Raw genomic sequence first — 25,814 nt, 5'->3', positions numbered from 1 at the left:
CTGCCCGGTCGCTCGGGGCATCGCCCAGCGGCCGCGACACCAGAAGGCAGGGACTTCCCCGATGAACCAGCCCGGTGCAGAGACCGAGACGGCCAACGTCAGTACGGTGACCGAAGCCCTCCACCTCCGGAGCGTCAAACAACCGGACGAGACCGCCTACCTGTTCCTCCGCGACGGTGAGACCCCCGACGGCTCCCTCACCTACCGGGAGCTGGAGGCCGAGGCCCGCGCCCGTGGCGGCGCCCTCGCGGCCGCCGGGCTCACGGCCGGGGACGCGGCCGTACTGCTCTACCCCTCGGGTCTGGAGTTCATCCAGTCGCTGCTGGGCTGCATGTACGCCAGGGTCGCCGCCGCCCCGGTCCAGGTCCCCACCCGCCGGAGCGGCCTCGAACGGGTACGCCGGATCGCCGACGACGCCGGTACCACCGTCATCCTCACCACTGCCGAGATCAAGCGGGACCTGGAGGAGAGGTTCGGCACACTGCCGGAGTTGGCCGGGCTGACCCTGCTCGACACCGGGTCCCTCGCGCCGGCGGCGGAACTGCCGGCCGGGCGCCCCCGCCCCGACGACATCGCCCTCCTCCAGTACACCTCGGGCTCGACCGGCCACCCCAAGGGGGTGATGGTCTCCCACGCCAACTTCCTGCACAACGTGGCGGAGACCGAGCAGGTCTGGCCGTCAGGGGCGGACGGCGTGGTCGTCAACTGGCTCCCGCTCTTCCACGACATGGGCATGATCTTCGGCGTCCTGCTGCCGCTCTGCTCCGGCATCCCCGCCTACCTCATGGAACCCGCCGCCTTCGTCCGCCGGCCGCTGCGCTGGCTGGAGGCCGTCTCCCGGTTCCGCGGCACCCACGCGGCCGCCCCGAGCTTCGCCTACGAGCTCTGCGTACGTGCGGCCGAGGAGGCCGGAGCGGAGGCCGTGGCGGAGGGGCTCGACCTGTCCTCGTGGCGGGCCGCGGTCAACGGCGCGGAACCGGTCCGCTGGCGGGCCGTCGAGTCGTTCACCGAGACGTTCGGTCCGGCGGGATTCGCCCCGGAGGCCATGTCACCCGGCTACGGCCTGGCCGAGAACACCCTGAAGGCCACCGGGAGTTCGCCGGACCGGCGGCCGACCGTCCTGTGGGTGTCCGGCCCTGCCCTGCTCGAAGGCCGCCTCGAACTGCTGGAGGCGACCGCCGAGACGGCGAAGCCCCTGGTCGGCGCGGGCCCTCCCGCCCACCCGACCCACGTGCTGATCGTCGACCCCGCCACCCTGGAACCCTGCCGGCCCGGTACCGTCGGCGAGATCTGGATCAGCGGCCCCTGCATCGCCCAGGGCTACCGCGGCCGGGCCGACGAGACCCGGGAGACCTTCCACGCCCGCCCGGCCGGCGCGGACCGCTCCGATGCCGCCCCCCGCTATCTGAGGACCGGTGACCTCGGGTTCCTCCACGCGGACGAGCTGTTCGTCGCGGGCAGGCTCAAGGACGTCATCATCCGCAAGGGCCGCAACTACTACCCCCAGGACCTTGAGCTGTCCGTCGAGGGCTCGGCCGCCGGCCTGCACCCCAACTGCGCGGCGGCCTTCTCCGTGGACGACGGCGAGACCGAACGCCTCGTGGTCGTCGTCGAGGCCGACGGCCGCGTCCTGCGCGCGACCGGCGAGGACGGCCTGCGCGAGCGCATACGCCTGGCCGTCCACGACGGCCAGCGGCTCCGGGTGGACGAGGTCGTCGTCATCCGCCGCGGAGCCCTCCCCCGGACCACCAGCGGCAAGGTGCAGCGCCGAGCGTGCCGGGAGCTCTACCTCCACGGCGCCCTGAAGCCCGCCGTGGCCGGGCGCTGACGCCCCCGACACCCCGGAAGGCCGGTGCCGCCCCCGCCAGGGCGCACCGGCCTTCCGCCGTCCGCCCGGACGCGGTCCGGACGGCACACGACCGCCGGGCGGGCCGCTGCTCGGCCCACCCGGCGGATGCGGGGCTCCCCGGTCTCGCGGTGCTACCGCGCGGCCAGCCACTCGTGCACGATGCGCGCCGTGTTGTCGCCGTGCTCGCTCATCATGGTGTAGTGGTCGCCCGGGACGTCGATGACGTCGCGGATCATCGGCCAGGAGGGCTTCCAGGTCTCGTCCGGCGGCAGCGGCCGACCGGGCTCGGCGTTGATCATCTCGGAGGCCCTGACCAGCAGGGCCGGCGTGGCGATCTCCTGCGGCTGCCAGCTCCCCAGCAGGGAGAAGTAGGCGGCCATGGCCGTCAGCCGGACGCCGGTCAGCCGCCCGAAGTCCTTCTCCCGGTCCAGGGTCCTGGACTCCATCACCGGCAGGATGTAGTCGGCCTGCTCGGTCCCGGCCAGGAAGCTGTCCAGCAGCACGACGCCCAGCGGGCTGACACCCCGTTCCTCCAGCCTGGTGGCCACCATGTAGGCGATGCTGCCGCCGGAGGAGAGACCGGCCAGCGCGAACGGCTCGCCGGCCGTGCTCTCCTCGATGAGACGGGCGCAGTGGTCGGCCAGGACCTCGACCCCGGCTGCCACCGGCTCGCCGCCCACGAACCCGGGAAGCATCAGCGACCACATGTCGCGGATGCCCCGCAGCGGGGTCGCCAAGGGGACGAACTCCTGGTTGCTCGCCCACGCCGACGGCGACGGGAAGCAGATGATCCGCGGGTGCTCCGAGCCGCTGGCCAACCGGACCAGGCCCGGACCGCCGATCACCTCGGCCGTGTCGGAGAACGTCGGGCGCAGTTCGACGCCGGTCGCCAGCACCTTGTGCGCGATGTCGATCCGCCCGGTCTCCAGGGCTCGGCGGTACAGCGCCTCGACCCCGTTCACCGCCGCGGTCGCGGTGTCCTCCACGGGGGCGGCCGCCTCCGCCCGGGCGTCCGGTGCCGTTGCGGCGCCGTCCAGTCGCCGGTGCAGTTCTCCGGCCAGCGAGACCAGCGTCGCGTGGTCGAAGATCAGCGTGGGAGGCAGCCTGAGCCCGGTGGCGGCGTTCAGCCGGTTTCGCAGCTCGACCGACGTCAGCGAGTCGAAGCCGAGCTCCGCGAAGGCACTCGTCCCCTGGACCCCGGCCAGGTCGGTGTGCCCGAGCACCTCGGCGGACTCGGTCCGGACCAGGTCCAGCAGCGCCGCCTCGCGCGCGGCGGGCTCCAGCGCCGTCAGGCGCGCGCGCAGTCCCTCGCCGCCGCCCCGGCCGGACGCCGCCCGTCGCCGCGACGGCTGGACCAGCGCACGCAGCACGGCCGGGATCTCCTGCCCCGGCAGCGCCGTCCCGCGCCCCGCGGCGAAGCGGACGGGAATGAGCAGCGGCTCCCCCTCGGCGGCCAGTGCCAGGTCGAGGGCCGCCATGCCCTGCTGGGCGCTGAACGGCAGCATCCCGCCGCGGGCCAGCCTGGCCCGCTGGTGGTCCGCCAGCCCGTCGGCCATGCCGCCGGCCTGCTCCCACCAGCCCCAGGCCAACGAGAGCGCGGCCAGGCCGCGATCCCGGCGGTGGCCGGCGAGGGCGTCGAGGAAGGTGTTGGCCGCCGCGTAGTTGCCCTGCCCCTGGCTGCCCAGCACACCGGCGGCCGACGAGAACAGGACGAAGGCCGACAGGTCCAGGTGTTCGGTGAGCTCGTGCAGGTGCCAGGCGGCGTCCACCTTGGGCCGCAGCACCGGGTCCAGCCGCTCGGGGGTCAGCGAGGTCAGCAGGCCGTCGTCGAGGACGCCCGCCAGGTGGACCACTCCGGTCAGCGGGTGCTCCGCGGGGATCGTGGCCAGCAGTTCGGCCAGGGCGTCCCGGTCGGAGACGTCGCAGGCGGCCGCGGTCACCTCGACGCCCTGCTCGCCCAGTTCGGCGATCAGCTCGTCCATGCCGGGTGTGGCGGGTCCGCGCCGGCCGGCCAGAAGCAGCCTGCGCACACCGTGCCCGGTGGCGAGATGACGGGCCACCAGGCCGCCGAGCGCCCCACCGGCTCCGGTCACCAGCACGGTGCCGCGCCCGGTGAACGTGGTCCGCCGGGCAGGGCCCCCTTCCACGGCCGGCTCCACGGCCGGCCGCGCGACCAGCCGCGGCACGGTGGCCTCGCCCGCGCGCAGCGCCAACTGCGGCTCGCCGCCGGCCAGCGCAGCGGGAAGGGCCCGGAAGGACGCCTCGTCCGCATCGACGTCGACCAGGACGATCCGGTCGGGGTTCTCGGACTGTGCGGACCTGAGCAGCCCCCAGGCCGTCGCCGCGGCCAGGTCGGTGACCGGGTCCGCCGGTCCCGTCGCCACGGCGTGGCTGCTCAGCACGACCAGCCTGGAGCCGGCGAGGCGTTCGTCGGCGAGCCACTGCCGAACGGTGTCGAGCGCCCACCGCGCGGCCGCGTGCGCGGCCTGCGGTGTCCCCCCGTCGACGCCGCCGGCACAGAAGACGACGATCCCGTCCGGTGCCGGGGCGCCCGCACCCAGCATGTCGGTCAGCGACTGCCAGTCGAGGTACGGGGTCTCGGCGAGCCCGGCCGCCAGCACGTGCGGCCGGAGACCGAGCGGATCGAGCCCGAGCGTCACCCAGCGTCCGGCCAGTGGCCGCCCGGCGGTCGGCACGGGCGTCCAGTCGAGCCGGAAGAGGGAGCCGTCGACCGGGGCACCACCCGGGGCACCGGCCCCGGCGAACAGTTCGGGGGACGGCCTGCGCAGGGTGAGCGAGTCGATCGAGGCCACCGGATCACCCTCGGTGTCCACGACCGTGATCGCGGCACCGTCCCGACCCGCCGGAGTCAGCCTCACCCGTACGGTCGACGCACCGGTCGCGTGCAACCGCACCCCGGTCCAGGCGAACGGCAGTCCCACCGTCGCCGTCCCCCGGCCCTGCTCGTCCTGGCCCAGCAGACCGAGGGCGAGCGGCTGGAGCGCCGCGTCCAACAGCGCGGGGTGGATGCCGAACCCGTTCTCGCGCTCCCCCGCCGCCTCCGGCAGCTCGACCTCCGCGAACAGGTCCCCGCCCCGGCGCCACAGGGCCCGCAGGCCGTGGAACACCGGCCCGAGCACGAAGTCGTCGTCGGCCAGACCCTCGTAGAAGCCGTCCAGCGGGACGGCCTGCGCATCGACCGGGGGCCACGGCACGGGCTCCCCTCCCGCGGCCGCGTCCCCGGCGGCGAGCACGCCCCTCGCGTGGCAGGTCCACGCACCGTCCTGCGCCGCGTCCTCGGGCCGCGCATGGACGCTCACGGCACGCCGCCCCTCGTCGTCCGGACCTCCGACGACCACCTGCAGCGCGGTACCGCCGTGCTCCGACAGGACCAGCGGCGCCTGGAGGGTGAGCTCGTCGAGCAGGCCGCACCCGACCTGCTCGCCGGCCCAGAGGGCCAGCTCCACGTACGCGGTACCGGGGAACAGCGGCAGACCGGCGAGCCGGTGGTCGGCGATCCAGCCGTGGGCCGCCAGGGACAGGCGTCCGGTGAAGAGGAAGCCGTCCGAGTCCGGGAGCGCCACCCCGGCCCCCAGCAACGGGTGCCCCGCGGCACTCAGTCCGACGCTCGACGGGTCGCCGGTCCGGGCCGCCCCGGTGGCCAGCCAGTAGCGCCGACGCTGGAACGCGTAGGTGGGCAGGCCCACCGTGCGGTTCCACCGGCCCGCGAGGAAGGCCGACCAATCGACCGCCGCACCCCGGGCGTGCACCCGGGCGAGGGCCGCGGTGACCGCGGCCGCCTCACCGCGCCTGCCTCGCAGGACCGCGACCGCGCTCGGCGCCGCCGCACCGTGCTCGGACACGGCCTCCTGGAAGAGCGCGGTCAGCACCTCGCCGGGGCCCAGTTCGAGCACCGTGCCGACGCCCCGGTCGAGGAGCGTCCGGACGCCGTCGGCGTACCGGACCGCCTCGCGGACGTGGCGCGACCAGTACTCGGGCGTGCAGAACTCCGGCCCGGCCGGGCCGCCGGTCACGTTCGACACCACGGGTATCCGCGGCGGGGAGAAGGAGACACCGGCGAGCACCTCGGCGAACTCGGCGAGCATCGGCTCCATCAGCGGCGAGTGGAAGGCGTGGCTGACCGACAGCCTCCGTGTCTTGCGGCCCGCCGCCGAGAAGCGCTCGGCGAGCTCCTCCAGGGCTTCGATCCCGCCCGACAGCACCATCGAGAACGGACCGTTGACGGCCGCCACACCCACCTGGCCCGACACCGCGGCCAGCGCCTCGGCCACCTCCTCCTCACCGGCCTGCACCGCCAGCATCGCGCCGCCGGTCGGCAGTGCCTGCATCAGCCGCCCGCGGGCGGCGACCACCCGGCAGGCGTCCGCGAGCGACCACACACCCGCCACGTGGGCGGCGGCCAGCTCGCCGATCGAGTGGCCCATCAGCACATCCGGACGAACGCCCCAGCCCTCGACCAGACGGAACAGCGCGACCTCGACCGCGAAGAGCGCGGGCTGCGTGAAGCCCGTCTCATCGAGCAGGACCGCCTCCGGCGAGTCCTCCGCGGCGAACACGACCTGCTTCAGCGGCCGCTCCAGATGCAGGTCGAGCTCCGCGCACACCGCGTCGAACGCGGCGGCGAAGTGCGGGAAACGGTCGTACAGTTCACGCCCCATACCGAGACGCTGCGAACCCTGGCCGGAGAACTGCACGGCCAGCCCGCCGTCCGTCGCCAGCTCGCGCACCACACCGGGCGCCGATCCTCCCTCGGCCAGCACCGCGAGGCCGGCCAGGAAGTCGGGCAGGGCCTCGGCCACCACCGCCGCCCTGTGGGCGAGCTGCGCACGGGTGGTCGCCAGTGAGAAGGCGACGTCCGCGGGGTCGGCCGAGGCGGGATCCGCCTCGAACCGGGCCAGCAGCCGGCGGGCCTGTTCGGTCAGGGCCTCCGCGGTCTGCCCGGAGAGCAGCCAGGCCAACGGCACCGACCCCGGTGTGACCGCCGTGCCGTCCTCGGGCTCCGGCTCAGGTGCCTGCTCCAGGATGACGTGCGCATTGGTCCCGCTGATCCCGAAGGACGAGACACCGGCCCGGCGCGGCCGGTCGTCCGGCACGGTCCACTCGCACGAGTCGGCCAGGATCTCCACCGCGCCCGCCGACCAGTCGACCTGGGGCGTCGGCTCCGCCACGTGCAGGGTGCGAGGGAGCTCCCGGTGCCGAAGCGCCATGACCATCTTGATCACACCGGCCACGCCGGCCGCGTACTGGGTGTGGCCGATGTTGGACTTGATCGAGCCGAGCCGGAGCGGGCGGTCCGCCGGCCGGTCCTGGCCGTAGGTGGCCAGCAGCGCCTGCGCCTCGATCGGATCACCCAGCGTCGTCCCCGTGCCGTGCGCCTCCACCACGTCCACCTCGGCGGACGACAGCCCCGCACTCGCCAGCGCCTGCCGGATCACCCGCTGCTGCGACGGACCGTTCGGCGCCGTCAGACCGTTCGACGCACCGTCCTGATTCACCGCCGAACCCCGCACCACCGCCAGCACCGGATGCCCGTTCCGCCGCGCGTCCGACAACCGCTCGACCACCACCATGCCGACACCCTCACCCCAGCCGGTGCCGTCCGCATCCGCCGAGAACGCCTTGCACCGACCGTCCGCCGCCAGACCGCCCTGCCGCGAGAACTCCGCGAACGCACCCGGCGTCGACATCACCGTCACACCACCCGCCAACGCCAGATCACACTCACCGTTGCGCAACGCCTGGGCCGCCAGGTGCAGCGCCACCAGCGACGACGAACACGCCGTGTCCACCGTCACCGCCGGACCCTCCAGCCCCAGCACGTACGACACCCGCCCCGACATCACACTGCCCGACGACCCCGTCAACGCATAACCGCTGGACGCCTCGGCCGAGCTCATCAGCACGGCGCTGTACTCCTGGGGAGAGCCCCCGACGAACACGCCGGTACGGCTGCCGCGCAGGGACGACGGGTCGACGCCCGTCCGCTCCAGCGCCTCCCAGGAGGACTCCAGCAGCAACCGCTGCTGCGGGTCCATCGCCAGCGCCTCACGCGGCGAGATCCCGAAGAACGCGGCATCGAACTCGGGCGCGTCATGGACGAACGCGCCCTGCCGAGTGGCCGTCATCGTGAACTGCACCGGATCGTGCGTGCTGTCGGCGTTCCAACCGCGGTCGGCCGGAAAGTCGCCGACCTCGTCACGGCCCTCCGCGACCAGGCGCCACAGGTCCTCCGGCGACGTGACGTCCCCCGGGAAGCGGCAGGCCATGCCGACGATCACCAGCGGCTCGTCATCCAGGAGTGCCGCGGCCACGGGTGCTCCGGCCTCCGCGATCGCGCCCGTCAACTGCCCCCGCAGGTGCACCGCGAGCGCCGTGGGGGTCGGATGGTCGAAGACCAGGGTGGCCGGCAGCCGCAGCCCGGTCGCGGCCTTCAGCCGGTTGCGCAGTTCCATCGCGGTGAGCGAGTCGAAGCCCAGCTCCTGGAACGGCTTCGCCGACGTGATCGCGGTGGTGGAGCCGTGTCCGAGGACCAGCGCCGACTCCGCTCGCACCAGGTCGAGCAGGACCGTCCGCTGCTCCGGTTCGCCCAGGCCGGCGAGGTGTTCGCGCAGTGCCCGGACCACGGAGTCGTCACCCGGCTCCTCGGCGGCATCCGCCTCCAGGACCTGCCGCACCTCGGGAATGTCCTCGATCAGCGGACGATGCCGAGCGATCATGTACCCCGGCGTGAACCGCTCCCAGTCCATGTCCGTGACCGTCAGCAAGGTCTCGTCCCGCTCCAGAGCCTGAGCAAGGGCACTGACCGCGATCTCCGGATCCATCAGACGCAGACCCACCCGGGTCAACAACTCACTGGTCCGACCGTCCGCCATCCCGGTCCCCCTCCAACCACCCCAGGCAACCGACGTCGCGGTCAGACCCCGAGCCCGACGCTCCTGAGCCAGACCGTCCAGATACGCGTTCGCCGCCGCATACGCCCCATTCCCCGAACTCCCCCACACCGCCGCACCCGAGGAGAACAACACGAACGCATCCAGAGCCATCCCCGCCGTCAACTCATCCAGATGCCGCGCACCCACCACCTTCGCCCGCAACGCATCCTCGAACTCCCCGACCGACAACTCCCCCACCTCCCGATACGACCCCACCCCCGCCGCATGGAACACCCCCGACAACGGCACATCCCCCGGAATCCCCGCCAACACCCCCTCCAACGCCCCACGATCCGCCACATCACACGCCACAACCGAAACCCGAGCCCCCAACCCCTCCAACTCCCCCACCAACTCCACCGCACCCTCAGCACCCAACCCCCGACGCGACACCAACACCACATGCTCCGCACCCACACCCACCAACCACCGCGCCACACACGCACCCACCCCACCCGTACCACCCGTCACCAACACCGACCCCCGCACACCCCAACCCCCACCCGACACACCCAACGGCGCCCGCACCAACCGCCGACCGAACACCCCCGACGACCGCACCGCCACCTGATCCTCCACCCCCGACACCAACACACCCACCAACCCCGCACCCACCCGCTCATCCCACACCACCGGCACATCCACCAACCCACCCCACAACCCCGCACACTCCAACCCCACCACCTGACCAAACCCCCACAACGCCACCCCACCAGCCCTCACACCCTCAACCGAACCCAACCCCAACGCCCCACACACCACCATCCACAACCGACCACCCACACCCACATCCACCAACGCCTGCACCAACACCAACGACGACACCAACCCACCACCCACACCACCAACATCACCCACAGCATCCAAACCATCACCCACACCCAGCAACGACACCACACCGGCAACCTCCACACCCCCACACACCCCACGCAACCGCTCAGCCACCACCCCACGACCATCCCCCACACCCACCACAACCTCAACCACCCGCGCACCCGCACCCACCAACGCACCCCTCACACCATCAACCACCCCACCCACACCACCCCAACCCGGCACCACCAACACCCACACCCCCGACAACACCCCACCCGAACCCACCGACACCGACCGCTCAACCACCCGATAACGCCACGAATCCACCACCGAACCAACCACCCGCCGACGCCGCCACTCCGACAACACCGGCACCACCGAACCCCAACCATCCCCACCACCCACCACCGACACCACACCCTCCACATCCCCCCGCTCCACCGCACCCCAAAACGCACCCTCAACCCCATCCACCACACCAACCCCACCCGCACCGACCCCGACCCCACCCTCCAACCAGAACCGCTCCCGCTGGAACGCATACGTCGGCAGATCCACCCGACTCACATCGAGACCCACGAAGAGCCGCGACCAGTCGACGGTGACACCGCGGACATAGGCCTCCGCGAGGGAGGTCAGGAACCGCTCGACCCCGCCCTCACCCCGCCGCAACGAACCCAGCGCCGCCACCTCGCCGTCCGACCGCTCAGCCGTCTCCTGGACGGCGACGGTCAGCACCGGATGAGGACTCATCTCCGCGAAGACGCCATACCCCTGCTCCACCAACCCCCGCACCACCGACTCGAACCGAACCGTCTCGCGCAGGTTGCGGTACCAGTAGCCGGCGTCCATCACCGCCGTGTCGATGCCCTCCCCGGTCACCGTCGAGTAGAACGCCACCGACGACGACACCGGGCGTACCGGTGCCAAGGCCTCCAGCAGCTCCGCCTCCAGCGCCTCGACCTGCGCCGAGTGCGAGGCGTAGTCCACCGCGATCCGCCGCGCCCGCACGCCGTTCGCCTCGCAGTCGGCGAGGAGTGCCTCCAGCCCCGCCGTCCCGCCCGAAACGACCACCGAGGACGGGCCGTTCACCGCCGCGACCGACACCTCACCCCCGAACCCCGCCAACAACCCCTCCACCACCGCGAGCGGCGCCGACACCGACACCATCCCGCCCAGCCCCGACAGCCGTGCCGACACCAGACGCGAACGCACCGCCACCACCCGCGCACCGTCCTCCAACGACAACCCACCCGCCACCACCGCAGCCGCCACCTCGCCCTGCGAATGCCCCACCACCGCCGCCGGCTCCACGCCCGAGGACCGCCACAACGCCGCCAACGACACCATCACCGCCCACAACACCGGCTGCACCACGTCCACCCGCCCCCAGCGGGGATCCTCCTCGCCCGCCTCCACCACATCCCGCAACGACCAGTCCACAAAAGGCGCCAGAGCACCCTCACACGCCGCCATCGACTCCCCGAACACCACCGACGAACCCCACAACTCCCGCCCCATCCCCACCCACTGCGACCCCTGACCCGGAAACACCAACACCACCCGCGAACCCCCCTCCACCACACCCCGCACCACACCCGCACCACCACCACCCGCCGCCACCACCCGCACACCCTCCACCAACTCCTCCACACCACCCCCCAACACCACCGCCCGACACCCCAGCGCCGCACGCGAGGACACCAGCGAGAACGCCACATCCACCGGCCGGACATCCGACCCCGCCAACACCTCCACCAACCGCCCCGCCTGCGCCCGCAACGCCGCCTCGGTCTCACCCGAGATCACCCACGGCGGACTGACCGACGCGAACGGGGCAACAGCCCGCAACGCCCCGTCGTCATCCGACTCCTCAACCGGCAGAGGCTCATCCACCGGAGCCTGCTCCAGGATCATGTGGACGTTGGTCCCGCTCACACCGAAGGAGGACACGCCCGCGCGGCGCGGCGCACCCGTCTCCGGCCACTCCCGGGCCTCCGTCAGCAACTCCACCGCACCCGCCGACCAGTCCACCTGGCGACTGGGTGCGGAGACGTGCAGGGTCTTCGCCATGACGCCGTGCCGGAGGGCCATCACGGTCTTGATCACACCGGCCACGCCGGAGACGGCCTGGGTGTGGCCGATGTTCGACTTCAGGGACCCCAGCCACAGCGGACGGCCCTCCTGCCGGTCCTGGCCGTAGGTGGCCAGCAGCGCCTGCGCCTCGATCGGATCACCCAGCGTCGTCCCCGTGCCGTGCGCCTCCACCATGTCCACCTCGCCGAACGACAGCCCGGCGTTGGTCAGCGCCTGACGGATCACCCGCTGCTGCGACGGACCGTTGGGAGCGCTCAGACCGTTCGACGCACCGTCCTGGTTCACCGCACTGCCCCGCACCACCGCGAGCACCGGATGCCCGTTGCGCCGCGCATCCGACAACCGCTCCAGCAGGACGACCGCGGCGCCCTCGCCCCAGCCGATGCCATCGGCGTCGTCGGAGAACGCCTTGCACCGGCCGTCCACGGCCAGGCCGCGCTGACGGGCGAAGGTGATGAACCCCGACGGGCTCGCCAGAATCCCGACACCGCCGGCGACGGCCAGCGAGCAGTCGCCCTGCCGGAGCGACTGGATGGCCATGTGCAGCGCCACCAGCGAAGACGAGCACGCGGTGTCCACCGTCACCGCCGGACCCTCCAGCCCCAGCACGTACGACACCCGCCCCGACAGCACACTGCTCATGCCGCCGGTGACCGCATACCCCTGCTCGCTGGGGGAGTTCATCAATTTCACGGTGTGCTCGACCGCGGTCCCGCCGATGAAGACGCCGGTCCGGCTGCCGCGCACCGACAGCGGATCGATGCCGGCGCGTTCGAGGACCTCCCAGGACGTTTCGAGGAGCAGCCGCTGCTGCGGGTCCATCGCCATCGCCTCACGCGGCGAGATCCCGAAGAGCCCCGGGTCGAAGTCGCCCGCGCCCTCCAGGAACGCCCCTTCGCGCGTGTAGGTCTTGCCCGGCCGGTCCGGGTCGGGGTCGTACAGGTCGTCCAGGTCCCAGCCCCGGTCGGTCGGGAACCCCGCGACCGCGTCCACCTCGTCGACGGCGATCTGCCAGAGCTTCTCGGGGGAGTCGGCCCCGCCCGGCAGCCGGCATGCCATTCCCACGACGGCCAGGGGCTCCCGCGCCCTGCCCTGGGCGGCCTGGAGCTTCTGGCGGGTCTGCTGCAGTTCGGTCGTCACCCGTCGCAGATACGTACGGAGCTTGTCCTCAGTCATGGTGAACCCCACTCAAGAGCAATAGGAAGGACGTGACGATCGGCTGGATCAGGACACGCCGAGGTCGCGGTCGATGAGGTCGAACAGGTCGTCGTCCGTCGCGGACTCCAGATCGGCGACCGCGCCGGCCTCCTGGGCCGAGCCGTCCTGCTCGTCGAGCTTGGCGAGAAGCTCCCGCAGACGGTGCGCAACGCCCTCACGGCCCTGCACGTCGTCCGCGAGCAGGGGCAATGCCTGGTCGATCCTTGAAAGTTCTCGACCGATGTCGACCGCATCGGTCAGTTGGTCCGGTCCGCTCTCGCCCAGCTCCGCACGGAGCCGGTCGGCGAGCGCGGCAGGGGTGGGATGGTCGAAGACCAGGGTGGCCGGCAGTCGCAGCCCGGTCGCGGCGTTCAGCCGGTTGCGCAGTTCCATCGCGGTGAGCGAGTCGAAGCCCAGCTCCTGGAACGGGCGGTTCTCCGCGACACCGTCGGCGGAGTTGTGCCCGAGAACGGCGGCGGCCTCCGAGCGTACGATCCGGAGCAGGGCGTCAAGCCGCTCCAACTCCGTCAGGCCGGCGAGGCGTTCGCGCAGTGCCCGGACCACGGAGTCGTCACCCGGCTCCTCGGCGGCATCCGCCTCCAGAACCTGCCGCACCTCGGGAATGTCCTCGATCAGCGGACGATGCCGAGCGATCATGTACCCCGGCGTGAACCGCTCCCAGTCCATGTCCGTGACCGTCAGCAAGGTCTCGTCCCGCTCCAGAGCCTGAGCAAGGGCACTGACCGCGATCTCCGGATCCATCAGACGCAGACCCACCCGGGTCAACAACTCACTGGTCCGACCGTCCGCCATCCCGGTCCCCCTCCAACCACCCCAGGCAACCGACGTCGCGGTCAGACCCCGAGCCCGACGCTCCTGAGCCAGACCGTCCAGATACGCGTTCGCCGCCGCATACGCCCCATTCCCCGAACTCCCCCACACCGCCGCACCCGAGGAGAACAACACGAACGCATCCAGAGCCATCCCCGCCGTCAACTCATCCAGATGCCGCGCACCCACCACCTTCGCCCGCAACGCATCCTCGAACTCCCCGACCGACAACTCCCCCACCTCCCGATACGACCCCACCCCCGCCGCATGGAACACCCCCGACAACGGCACATCCCCCGGAATCCCCGCCAACACCCCCTCCAACGCCCCACGATCCGCCACATCACACGCCACAACCGAAACCCGAGCCCCCAACCCCTCCAACTCCCCCACCAACTCCACCGCACCCTCAGCACCCAACCCCCGACGCGACACCAACACCACATGCTCCGCACCCACACCCACCAACCACCGCGCCACACACGCACCCACCCCACCCGTACCACCCGTCACCAACACCGACCCCCGCACACCCCAACCCCCACCCGACACACCCAACGGCGCCCGCACCAACCGCCGACCGAACACCCCCGACGACCGCACCGCCACCTGATCCTCCACCCCCGACACCAACACACCCACCAACCCCGCACCCACCCGCTCATCCCACACCACCGGCACATCCACCAACCCACCCCACAACCCCGCACACTCCAACCCCACCACCTGACCAAACCCCCACAACGCCACCCCACCAGCCCTCACACCCTCAACCGAACCCAACCCCAACGCCCCACACACCACCATCCACAACCGACCACCCACACCCACATCCACCAACGCCTGCACCAACACCAACGACGACACCAACCCACCACCCACACCACCAACATCACCCACAGCATCCAAGCCATCACCCACACCCAGCAACGACACCACACCGGCAACCTCCACACCCCCACACACCCCACGCAACCGCTCAGCCACCACCCCACGACCATCCCCCACACCCACCACAACCTCAACCACCCGCGCACCCGCACCCACCAACGCACCCCTCACACCATCAACCACCCCACCCACACCACCCCAACCCGGCACCACCAACACCCACACCCCCGACAACACCCCACCCGAACCCACCGACACCGACCGCTCAACCACCCGATAACGCCACGAATCCACCACCGAACCAACCACCCGCCGACGCCGCCACTCCGACAACACCGGCACCACCGAACCCCAACCATCCCCACCACCCACCACCGACACCACACCCTCCACATCCCCCCGCTCCACCGCACCCCAAAACGCACCCTCAACCCCATCCACCACACCAACCCCACCACTGGATTCCAGCCAGAAGCGTTCGTGTTGGAAGGCGTAGGTGGGCAGGTCGATGCGGTGGGCGTCGCGGCCGGCGAGGGCGCTGGTCCAGTCGACGGTGGCGCCGCGGACGTAGGCCTCGGCGAGGGAGGTCAGGAACCGCTCGACCCCGCCCTCGCCCCGGCGCAGTGAGCCGATGACGGTGGGTTCGGTGCGGTGGTCGGGGGTGTCCTCAAGGGTCTCCTGGACGGGGACGGTGAGGACGGGGTGGGGGCTGGCCTCGATGTAGGTGTGGTGGCCGTCGGCGGCCAGGGCGCGGACGGCGGTCTCGAAGCGGACGGTCTGGCGCAGGTTGCGGTACCAGTAGCCGGCGTCCATCACCGCCGTGTCGATGCCCTCCCCGGTCACCGTCGAGTAGAACGCCACCGACGACGACACCGGCCGCACCGGTGCCAACGCCTCCAGCAGCTCCGCCTCCAGCGCCTCGACCTGTGCGGAGTGCGAGGCGTAGTCCACCGCGATCCGCCGCGCCCGCACCCCGTTCGCCTCGCAGTCCGCGAGGAGTGCCTCCAGCCCTGCCGTCCCGCCCGAAACCACCACCGAGGACGGGCCGTTCACCGCCGCGACCGACACCTCACCCCCGAACCCCGCCAGCAAGCCCTCGACCACCGTGAGCGGCGCCGACACCGACACCATCCCGCCCAGCCCAGACAGCCGTGCCGCCACCAGACGCGAACGCACCGCCACCACCCGCGCACCGTCCTCCAGCGACAATCCGCCCGCCACCACGGCCGCCGCGACCTCGCCCTGCGAATGGCCCACCACCGCCGCCGGCTCCACGCCCGAGGACCGCCACAACGCCGCCAACGACACCATCACCGCCCACAACACCGGCTGCACCACGTCCACCCGCCCCCAGCGGGGATCCTCCTCACCCGCCTCGACCACATCCCGCAACGACCAGTCCACGAACGGCGCCAGAGCGCGCTCACACGCCGCCATCGACTCCCCGAACACCACCGACGAACCCCACAACTCCCGCCCCATCCCCACCCACTGCGACCCCTGCCCCGGAAACACCAACACCACCCGCGAACCCCCCTCCACCACACCCCGCACCACACCCGCACCACCACCACCCGCCGCCACCGCCCGCACACCCTCCAGCAACTCCTCCACACCACTCCCCAACACCACCGCCCGATGCTCGAACCGCGACCGTCCCGACGCCGACGACCACGCCACGTCCACCGGCCGGACATCCGCCCCGGCCAACACCTCCACCAACCGCCCCGCCTGCGCCCGCAACGCCGCCTCCGAACGCCCCGACACCACCAACGGCACCACCCGGCCATCCAGCGCCACCGGCACCGGCTCCACCGGCAGCTCCACCACCGGCTCGTCCACCGGGGCCTGCTCCAGGATCATGTGGACGTTGGTCCCGCTCACACCGAAGGAGGACACGCCCGCGCGACGCGGAGCACCCGTCTCCGGCCACTCCCGGGCCTCGGTCAGCAGCTCCACCGCACCTGCCGACCAGTCCACCTGCTGTGACGGCTCGTCCACGTGCAGCGTCCTCGGCAGGACCCCCTGCCGCATCGCCATCACCATCTTGATCACACCGGCCGCACCGGACGCGGCCTGGGTGTGGCCGATGTTCGACTTCAGGGACCCCAGCCACAGCGGACGGCCCTCGTGCCGGTCCTGGCCGTAGGCGGCCAGCAGCGCCTGCGCCTCGATCGGATCACCCAGCGTCGTCCCCGTCCCGTGCGCCTCCACCACGTCCACCTCGGACGACGACAGCCCCGCACTCGCCAACGCCTGCCGGATCACCCGCTGCTGCGACGGACCGTTCGGCGCCGTCAGACCGTTCGACGCGCCGTCCTGGTTCACCGCCGAACCCCGCACCACCGCCAGCACCGGGTGCCCGTTCCGCCGCGCGTCCGACAACCGCTCGACAGCGAGCATCGCCACGCCCTCGGCCCAGCTGGTCCCGTCCGCCGCATCGGCGAACGCCTTGCAGCGGCCGTCGGCGGCGATGGCTCCCTGCTTGGAGAACTCCGCGAAGGTCGCCGGAGTCGCCATCACCGTCACGCCACCCGCCAGCGCGAGATCACACTCACCGTTGCGCAGCGCCTGGGCCGCCAGGTGCAGCGCCACCAGCGACGACGAACACGCCGTGTCCACCGTCACCGCCGGACCCTCCAGACCCAGCACGTACGACACCCGCCCCGACATCACACTGCCCGACGACCCGGTGACGCCGAAGCCCTTGGTGTCCTGAGCGGTCATCAGCAGCGCCGTGTACTCCTGTGCGGTTCCGCCGACGAACACGCCGGTCCGGCTCCCGCGCAGGGACGACGGGTCGACACCCGTGCGCTCCAAGGCCTCCCAGGAGACCTCCAGGAGCAGTCGCTGCTGCGGGTCCATGACGCCCGCCTCGCGCGGTGAGATCCCGAAGAAGTCCGCGTCGAAGTCGCCGGCGTCGTGCAGGAATCCACCACGCCGCACGTCACCGCCGAGCCACTGCTCCCAGCCCCGGTCGACAGGCATCGCGGAGGTCTCGTCACGGCCCTCCGCGACCAGGTGCCACAGGTCCTCCGGCGAGGTGACACCGCCCGGGAAGCGGCAGGCCATGCCGACGATCACCAGCGGCTCGTCGTCCAGCGACCGCACCGGCACCGGAAGGCCCACGGACGCGCCTGTGCCGAGGAGTTCGTCCCTCAGCAGCTCGGCGAGCGCGGACGGGGTCGGGTGGTCGAAGACCATGGTGGCAGGCAGCCGCAGCCCGGTGACGGCGTTGAGCCGGGTGCGGAACTCGACGGCGGTGAGCGAGTCGAAGCCGATCTCCTGGAAGGGCTTGGCCTCCGGGATCACCCCGGTCGAGGCATGCCCGAGGACGAGCGCCGCCTCGGACCGCACGAGCTCCAGCAGGACCGTCCGCTGTTCCGCCTCGCGCAGGCCGGCCAGCCGCTCGCGGAGCGCTCCGGCGACGGAGTCGTCGGCCGCCGGGTCGGCGGCCGCCTCCAGGGCACGGCGGACCTCGGGAATGTCCTCGATCAGCGGACGGTGACGGGCCATCATGTACCCGGGTGCGAAGCGCTCCCAGTCCATGTCGGTGACGGTGATCAGGGTCTCGTCCTGCTCCAGCGCCTGCTCAAGGGCGCTGATCGCGATCTCCGGATCCATCGGCCGCAGACCGAGCCGGGCCAGCCGCTCGGCCGTCTCGCCGTGGTCCTGCAGCATGCCACCGGATCCCCAACCGCCCCAGGCGACGGAGGTCGCGGTCAGACCGCGGGCCCGCCGCTCCTGGGCCAGACCGTCCAGGTACGCGTTCGCCGCCGCATACGCCGCGTTCCCCGCACTGCCCCACACCGCCGCACCCGAGGAGAACAGCACGAACGCATCCAGAGCCATCCCCGCCGTCAGCTCATCCAGATGCCGCGCACCCACCACCTTGGCGGTGTACTGGTAGGCGAGGTCCTCCGCGCCGATCTGCAGCACCTCTCCGAAGTCCGCGACACCCGCTGCGTGGAACACCCCCGACAACGGCACATCCCCCGGAATCCCCGCCAACACCCCCTCCAACGCCCCACGATCCGCCACATCACACGCCACAACCGAAACCCGAGCCCCCAACCCCTCCAACTCCCCCACCAACTCCACCGCACCCTCAGCACCCAACCCCCGACGCGACACCAACACCACATGCTCCGCACCCACACCCACCAACCACCGCGCCACACACGCACCCACCCCACCCGTACCACCCGTCACCAACACCGACCCCCGCACACCCCAACCCCCACCCGACACACCCAACGGCGCCCGCACCAACCGCCGACCGAACACCCCCGACGACCGCACCGCCACCTGATCCTCCACCCCCGACACCAACACACCCACCAACCCCGCACCCACCCGCTCATCCCACACCACCGGCACATCCACCAACCCACCCCACAACCCCGCACACTCCAACCCCACCACCTGACCAAACCCCCACAACGCCACCCCACCAGCCCTCACACCCTCAACCGAACCCAACCCCAACGCCCCACACACCACCATCCACAACCGACCACCCACACCCACATCCACCAACGCCTGCACCAACACCAACGACGACACCAACCCACCACCCACACCACCACCATCAACAACTCCAACGCCATCAAGACCATCACCCACACCCAGCAACGACACCACACCGGCAACCTCCACACCCCCACACACCCCACGCAACCGCTCAGCCACCACCCCACGACCATCCCCCACACCCACCACAACCTCAACCACCCGCGCACCCGCACCCACCAACGCACCCCTCACACCATCAACCACCCCACCCACACCACCCCAACCCGGCACCACCAACACCCACACCCCCGACAACACCCCACCCGAACCCACCGACACCGACCGCTCAACCACCCGATAACGCCACGAATCCACCACCGAACCAACCACCCGCCGACGCCGCCACTCCGACAACACCGGCACCACCGAACCCCAACCATCCCCACCACCCACCACCGACACCACACCCTCCACATCCCCCCGCTCCACCGCACCCCAGAACGCACCCTCAACCCCATCCACCACACCAACCCCACCCGCACCGACCCCGACCCCACCCTCCAACCAGAACCGCTCCCGCTGGAACGCATACGTCGGCAGATCCACCCGACTGCCGGCGCGCCCGCCCAACACGGCGGCCCAGTCCACGGCCGCGCCGTTCACGTACAGCCGGCCGAGCGCGCCCAGCAAGGTCGCCACCTCGGGGCGGTCGCGGCGGGCCGCCGCCGCGACCGAGATCCCGGGCTCGTCGACCAGGCAGTCCTGAGCCATCGCGGCCAGCACCCCGTCCGGGCCGAGCTCCAGGAACGAGGTCACGCCCTGGGAGTGCAGGGCCTCCACACCCGCGGCGAACCGGACGCCCGCCCGGACGTGCTCGACCCAGTACTCCGGGGTACGGATCTCCGGGCCGGCGACGGTGCCGGTCACGTTGGACACCACGGGCACACGGGGCGCCTCGAACGCCACCTCGGCCAGTACTCCGGCGAACTCGGCCAGCATCGGCTCCATCAGCGTGGAGTGGAACGCGTGCGAGACCGTCAGCTGCCGCGTCTTCCGGCCTCGCGCGGCGAGTCCGGCGGCGATCTCCGCCACTGCCGCGCCGTCACCGGAGACCACGACCGCGGCGGGGCCGTTGACGGCGGCGATCCCCACGACCCCGGCCGTGGCGTCCGCACCGGCCAGCAGCTCCGCGACCTCGGCCTCGCCGGCCTCCAGTGCGCACATCGCGCCGCCGGTCGGCAGTGCCTGCATCAGCCGCCCGCGGGCGGCGACCACCCGGCAGGCGTCCGCGAGCGACCACACACCCGCCACGTGGGCGGCGGCCAGCTCGCCGATCGAGTGGCCCATCAGCACATCCGGACGAACGCCCCAGCCCTCGACCAGGCGGAACAGCGCGACCTCGACCGCGAAGAGCGCGGGCTGCGTGAAGCCCGTCTCATCGAGCAGGACCGCCTCCGGCGAGTCCTCCGCGGCGAACACGACCTGCTTCAGCGGCCGCTCCAGATGCAGGTCGAGCTCCGCGCACACCGCGTCGAACGCGGCGGCGAAGTGCGGGAAACGGCCGTACAGTTCACGCCCCATACCGAGACGCTGCGAACCCTGGCCGGAGAACATGACGGCGAGCCGCCCCTCCTCCGCCGTACCCAGCAGAACCTCGGTGGCCGCACGTCCCTCGGCCACGGCGGCCAGGCCGGCCAGGAAGGACGACCGGTCCTCGCCGACGAGCACCGCACGGTGCTCGAACTCGGCCCGGGTGGCCGCCAACGCGTACCCCAGGTCGGCGAGCCCGGCCTGTGCGTCCTCGGCCACGGACGACAGCAGCCGTCCCGCCTGCTCACGCAGGGCGGCCCCGGTCCGGCCCGACAGGACCCACGGCAACGGCCCGGAGACCTCGGACGCGGCCGGTTCGGGGTCCTCGGCAGGCGCCTGCTCCAGGATCATGTGGGCGTTGGTCCCGCTGATACCGAACGACGAGACGCCGGCCCGGCGCGGGGCACCCGTCTCCGGCCAGTCCCGGGCCTCGGTCAGCAGCTCCACCGCGCCTTCCGACCACTCCACGTGCGTGGTGGGCCGATCCGCGTGGAGCGTCGCCGGGAGCACACCTCGCCGCATCGCCATGACCATCTTGATCACACCGGCCACACCGGCCGCGGCCTGGGTGTGGCCGATGTTCGACTTCAGGGACCCCAGCCAGAGCGGGCGGTCCGCCGGCCGGTCCTGGCCGTAGGCGGCCAGCAGCGCCTGCGCCTCGATCGGGTCACCCAGCGTCGTCCCCGTCCCGTGCGCCTCCACCACGTCCACCTCGGACGACGACAACCCCGCACTCGCCAGCGCCTGACGGATCACCCGCTGCTGCGACGGACCGTTCGGCGCCGTCAGACCGTTCGACGCACCGTCCTGATTCACCGCCGAACCCCGCACCACCGCCAGCACCGGATGCCCGTTGCGCCGCGCATCCGACAACCGCTCCACCACCACCACACCGACACCCTCACCCCAGCCGGTGCCGTCCGCATCCGCCGAGAACGCCTTGCACCGACCGTCCGCCGCCAGACCGCCCTGCCGCGAGAACTCCGCGAACGCACCCGGCGTCGACATCACCGTCACACCACCCGCCAACGCCAGATCACACTCACCGTTGCGCAGCGCCTGGGCCGCCAGGTGCAGCGCCACCAGCGACGACGAACACGCCGTGTCCACCGTCACCGCCGGACCCTCCAGACCCAGCACGTACGACACCCGCCCCGACATCACACTGCCCGACGACCCCGTCAACGCGTAACCCGCCACGGAGTCGGGCGCGTTGGCCATCAGCATGCTGAATTCCTGGCCGCTACCGCCGACGAAGACACCGGTGCGGCTGCCGCGCAGGGAGGAGGGCTTGATGGCCGAGCGCTCCAGCGCCTCCCAGGAGGTCTCCAGCAGCAGCCGCTGCTGCGGGTCCATCGCGGCCGCCTCACGCGGCGATATCCCGAAGAACGACGCGTCGAACTCGCCTGCGTCGTAGAGGAACGCGCCCTGGGCCATGGCGGGAACACTCGCAGCCTGCCAGCCCCGGTCGGTGGGCAGGGCCGAGACCTCGTCGCGGCGCTCGTCGACCAGACGCCACAGGTCCTCCGGCGACATGACGCCTCCGGGGAAGCGGCACGCCATGCCGACGATCACCAGCGGCTCCCCGTCGACCGCCGACGGACTCGGCGCCGGCACGAAGGCCCCGAAGTCCGGCTTCGCCCCTGCGAGTCGGGCTGCGACGAAGGACGCGAGCGCGGTCGGATTGGGGTGGTCGAAGGCCAGGGTGGCGGGCAGCCGCAGCCCGGTCGCGGCGTTCAGCCGGTTCCGCAGTTCCATCGCCGTGACCGAGTCGAAGCCCAGTTCCTTGAACGGCTTCGCCGCCGTGATGACTCCGGAGGAGCGGTGGCCGAGCACCAGTGCCGCCTGGGAGCGGACGAGATCCAGCAGCAGGGCGTCCCGTTCCGGTTCGGTGAGACGGGCGAGGCGCCGGCGCAGCTCCGCAGCCGCCGAGTCGTCGACCGGCTGACGGTCGTCCACAGGCGCCGCCATGGCGCGTCCGACCGACCCGACCGAGACGCCCTCCAGCCAGAAGCGTTCGTGTTGGAAGGCGTAGGTGGGCAGGTCGATCCGGTGGGCGTCGCGGCCGGCGAGGACGCTGGTCCAGTCGACGGTGGCGCCGCGGACGTAGGCCTCGGCGAGGGAGGTCAGGAACCGCTCGGTCCCGCCCTCGCCCCGGCGCAGTGAGCCGATGACGGTGGGTTCGGTACGGTGGTCGGGGGTGTCCTCAAGGGTCTCCTGGACGGGGACGGTGAGGACGGGGTGGGGGCTGGCCTCGATGTAGGTGTGGTGGCCGTCGGCGGCCAGGGCGCGGACGGCGGTCTCGAAGCGGACGGTCTGGCGCAGGTTGCGGTACCAGTAGCCGGCGTCCATCACCGCCGTGTCGATGCCCTCCCCGGTGACCGTCGAGTAGAACGCCACCGACGACGACACCGGGCGTACCGGTGCCAGCGCCTCCAGCAGCTCGGCCTCCAGCGCCTCGACCTGTGCGGAGTGCGAGGCGTAGTCCACGGCGATCCGCCGTGCCCGTACGCCGTTCGCCTCGCAGTCGGCGAGGAGTGCCTCCAGCCCTGCCGTCCCGCCGGAGACGACCACCGAGGACGGGCCGTTGACCGCCGCGACCGACACCTCACCGCCGAACGCCGCGAGCAACCCCTCGACCACCGTGAGCGGTGCGGACACCGACACCATCCCGCCCAGCCCCGACAGCCGTGCCGCCACCAGACGCGAACGCACCGCCACCACCCGCGCACCGTCCTCCAACGACAACCCGCCCGCCACCACCGCAGCCGCCACCTCACCCTGCGAATGCCCCACCACCGCCGCCGGCTCCACGCCCGAAGACCGCCACAACGCCGCCAACGACACCATCACCGCCCACAACACCGGCTGCACCACATCCACCCGCCCCCACCGCGGATCCCCCTCACCCGCCTCCACCACATCCCGCAACGACCAGTCCACGAACGGCGTCAGAGCACGCTCACACGCCGCCATCGACTCACCGAACACCACCGACGAACCCCACAACTCCCGCCCCATCCCCACCCACTGCGACCCCTGACCCGGAAACACCAACACCACCCGCGAACCCCCCTCCACCACACCGTGCACCACACCGGCACCACCACCACCGGCCGCCACCGCCCGCACACCCTCCAGCAACTCCTCCACACCACCCCCCAACACCACCGCCCGATACCCCAGCGCCGCACGCGAGGACACCAGCGAGAACGCCACATCCACCGGCCGGACATCCGACCCCGCCAACGCCTCCACCAACCGCCCCGCCTGCGCCCGCAACGCCGCCTCCGAACGGGCCGAGACCACCCAGGGCGTGATCTCCCCGCCCAGCGCCCCGGGACCGGACGGCTCAGCCGTGGCCTCCGGCTCCGCCGGGGCCTGCTCCAGGATCATGTGGACGTTGGTCCCGCTGATGCCGAACGAGGACACACCCGCGCGACGCGGCGCACCCGTCTCCGGCCACTCCCGGGCCTCGGTCAGCAGCTCCACCGCGCCCGCCGACCAGTCGACGTGCGGGGTCGGCTCGTCCACGTGCAGCGTCATCGGCATGACGCCGTGCCGGAGGGCCATCACGGTCTTGATCACGCCGGCCACGCCGGCGGCCGTCTGGGTGTGGCCGATGTTCGACTTCAGGGACCCCAGCCAGAGCGGACGGCCCTCGTGCCGGTCCTGGCCGTAGGTGGCCAGCAGCGCCTGCGCCTCGATCGGGTCACCCAGCGTCGTCCCCGTGCCGTGCGCCTCCACCATGTCCACATCGGCGGACGACAGCCCGGCGTTGGCGAGCGCCTGCCGGATCACCCGCTGCTGCGACGGACCGTTGGGAGCGCTCAGACCGTTCGACGCACCGTCCTGGTTGGCCGCGCTCCCCCGGATCACCGCCAGCACCGGATGCCCGTTGCGCCGCGCGTCCGACAGCCGCTCGACGACCACCACACCGACGCCCTCGCCCCAGCCCGTGCCGTCGGCCGCGCCGGCGAAGGCCTTGCAGCTGCCGTCTGCGGCGGAGCCGCCGAGCGTGACGAACTCGGCGAAGATCGACGGGGTGGTCATCACCAGGACACCGCCGACCAGGGCCATGCTGCAGTCGCCCTGCCGGAGGGACTGCACGGCGGAGTGCAGTGCCACCAGTGAGGACGAGCAGGCGGTGTCGATGCTGACCGCCGGGCCCTCCAGCCCGAGGACGTACGACACCCGCCCGGACAGCACGCTGCCCGCGGTTCCGGTGACCATGTACCCCTGGCTGGTGGGCGAACTGGCCATCAGTGCGCCGTACTCCTGGGGAGTGCCACCGACGAACACGCCGGTCCGGCTGCCGCGCAGCGAGAGCGGGTCGATCCCCGCGTGCTCCAGGGCCTCCCAGGACGTTTCGAGGAGCAGCCGCTGCTGCGGGTCCATCGACATCGCCTCGCGCGGCGAGATCCGGAAGAACTCCGCGTCGAAGTCGCCCGCGCCGTGCAGGAACGCACCCCGCCGGGCTCCCGGAACCTGCCAGTCCTCCCAGCCGCGGCCCTCGGGGAACTCCGTCATCGCGTCACGGCCTTCGACGACGAGCTGCCACAGGCTCTCGGCGTCGGTCACCCCGCCGGGGAAGCGGCACCCGATGCCGACGATGGCGACGGGGTCGGTCGACACGGCGCTGAGGCGGTTGTTCTGCTGCCGCAGTCGCTCGTTCTCCAGAAGCGAGGCACGCAGCGCGCCGATCACGTCTGCACCGGCAGTGTCCATCGTCAGCTCCCACTTGTCCGTTCGCCATGAACCGGGTCGAAAAGGCCGATCACACGGGGGTCTCCAAGGGCCCGCCACCGTGTCGTGCCGGCTCCCCGCGTCGAGCACCTGTCGATGTCGGGGCGCGTCGGGGCGGCCGGGTCCGCGGGATCTTAGAGGGAGGCTATGCGCCCCTCCGTCCGAGCTGACCCCCAGTCAGCCCTCGGACCTCGCGCCGTCACCCCTAACTCTGTGGGACCGCCCCCTAGTAGTGCTTCGTCAGGGGGCTCGTCGCATCGTGTGGTCGGTGGTCATCCGGTCGGATGAGGGCCGGTCCGAATATGAGGGCACCTCATCGGGGGGCACAA

2 protein-coding genes and 2 pseudogenes are annotated in these 25,814 nt (G+C 71.9%); 1 reads left to right on the top strand and 3 read right to left on the bottom strand.

From position 1 onward, the window contains the following. Positions 1 to 106: 106 nt before the first annotated feature. Positions 107 to 1,828, top strand: coding sequence for a fatty acyl-AMP ligase (locus tag OG550_RS28130; protein ID WP_327682163.1), 1,722 nt, complete (start codon positions 107 to 109; stop codon positions 1,826 to 1,828). 152 nt (positions 1,829 to 1,980) lie between these two features. Here OG550_RS28130 and OG550_RS32825 read toward each other — a convergent pair. The 3 genes and pseudogenes from OG550_RS32825 to OG550_RS28120 form a co-directional block, all read right to left on the bottom strand. Further along, positions 1,981 to 3,081, bottom strand: a pseudogene (locus tag OG550_RS32825) (thioesterase domain-containing protein); the annotation flags it as partial. A gap of 321 nt (positions 3,082 to 3,402) precedes the next feature. Further along, positions 3,403 to 12,855, bottom strand: a pseudogene (locus OG550_RS28125) (type I polyketide synthase); the annotation flags it as partial. Positions 12,856 to 12,939: 84 nt separating this feature from the next. Beyond that, entirely contained in the window at positions 12,940 to 25,467 is a 12,528-nt protein-coding gene (locus OG550_RS28120; protein ID WP_327682159.1) for a type I polyketide synthase, read from the bottom strand. Between the last annotated feature and the right edge of the window lie 347 nt (positions 25,468 to 25,814).

Source organism: Kitasatospora sp. NBC_00458 (assembly GCF_036013975.1).
Classification (GTDB): Bacteria; Actinomycetota; Actinomycetes; order Streptomycetales; family Streptomycetaceae; genus Kitasatospora.
The sequence above is the reverse complement of the archived record's forward strand: the minus strand, read 5'-3'. Positions and strand labels throughout refer to the sequence as shown.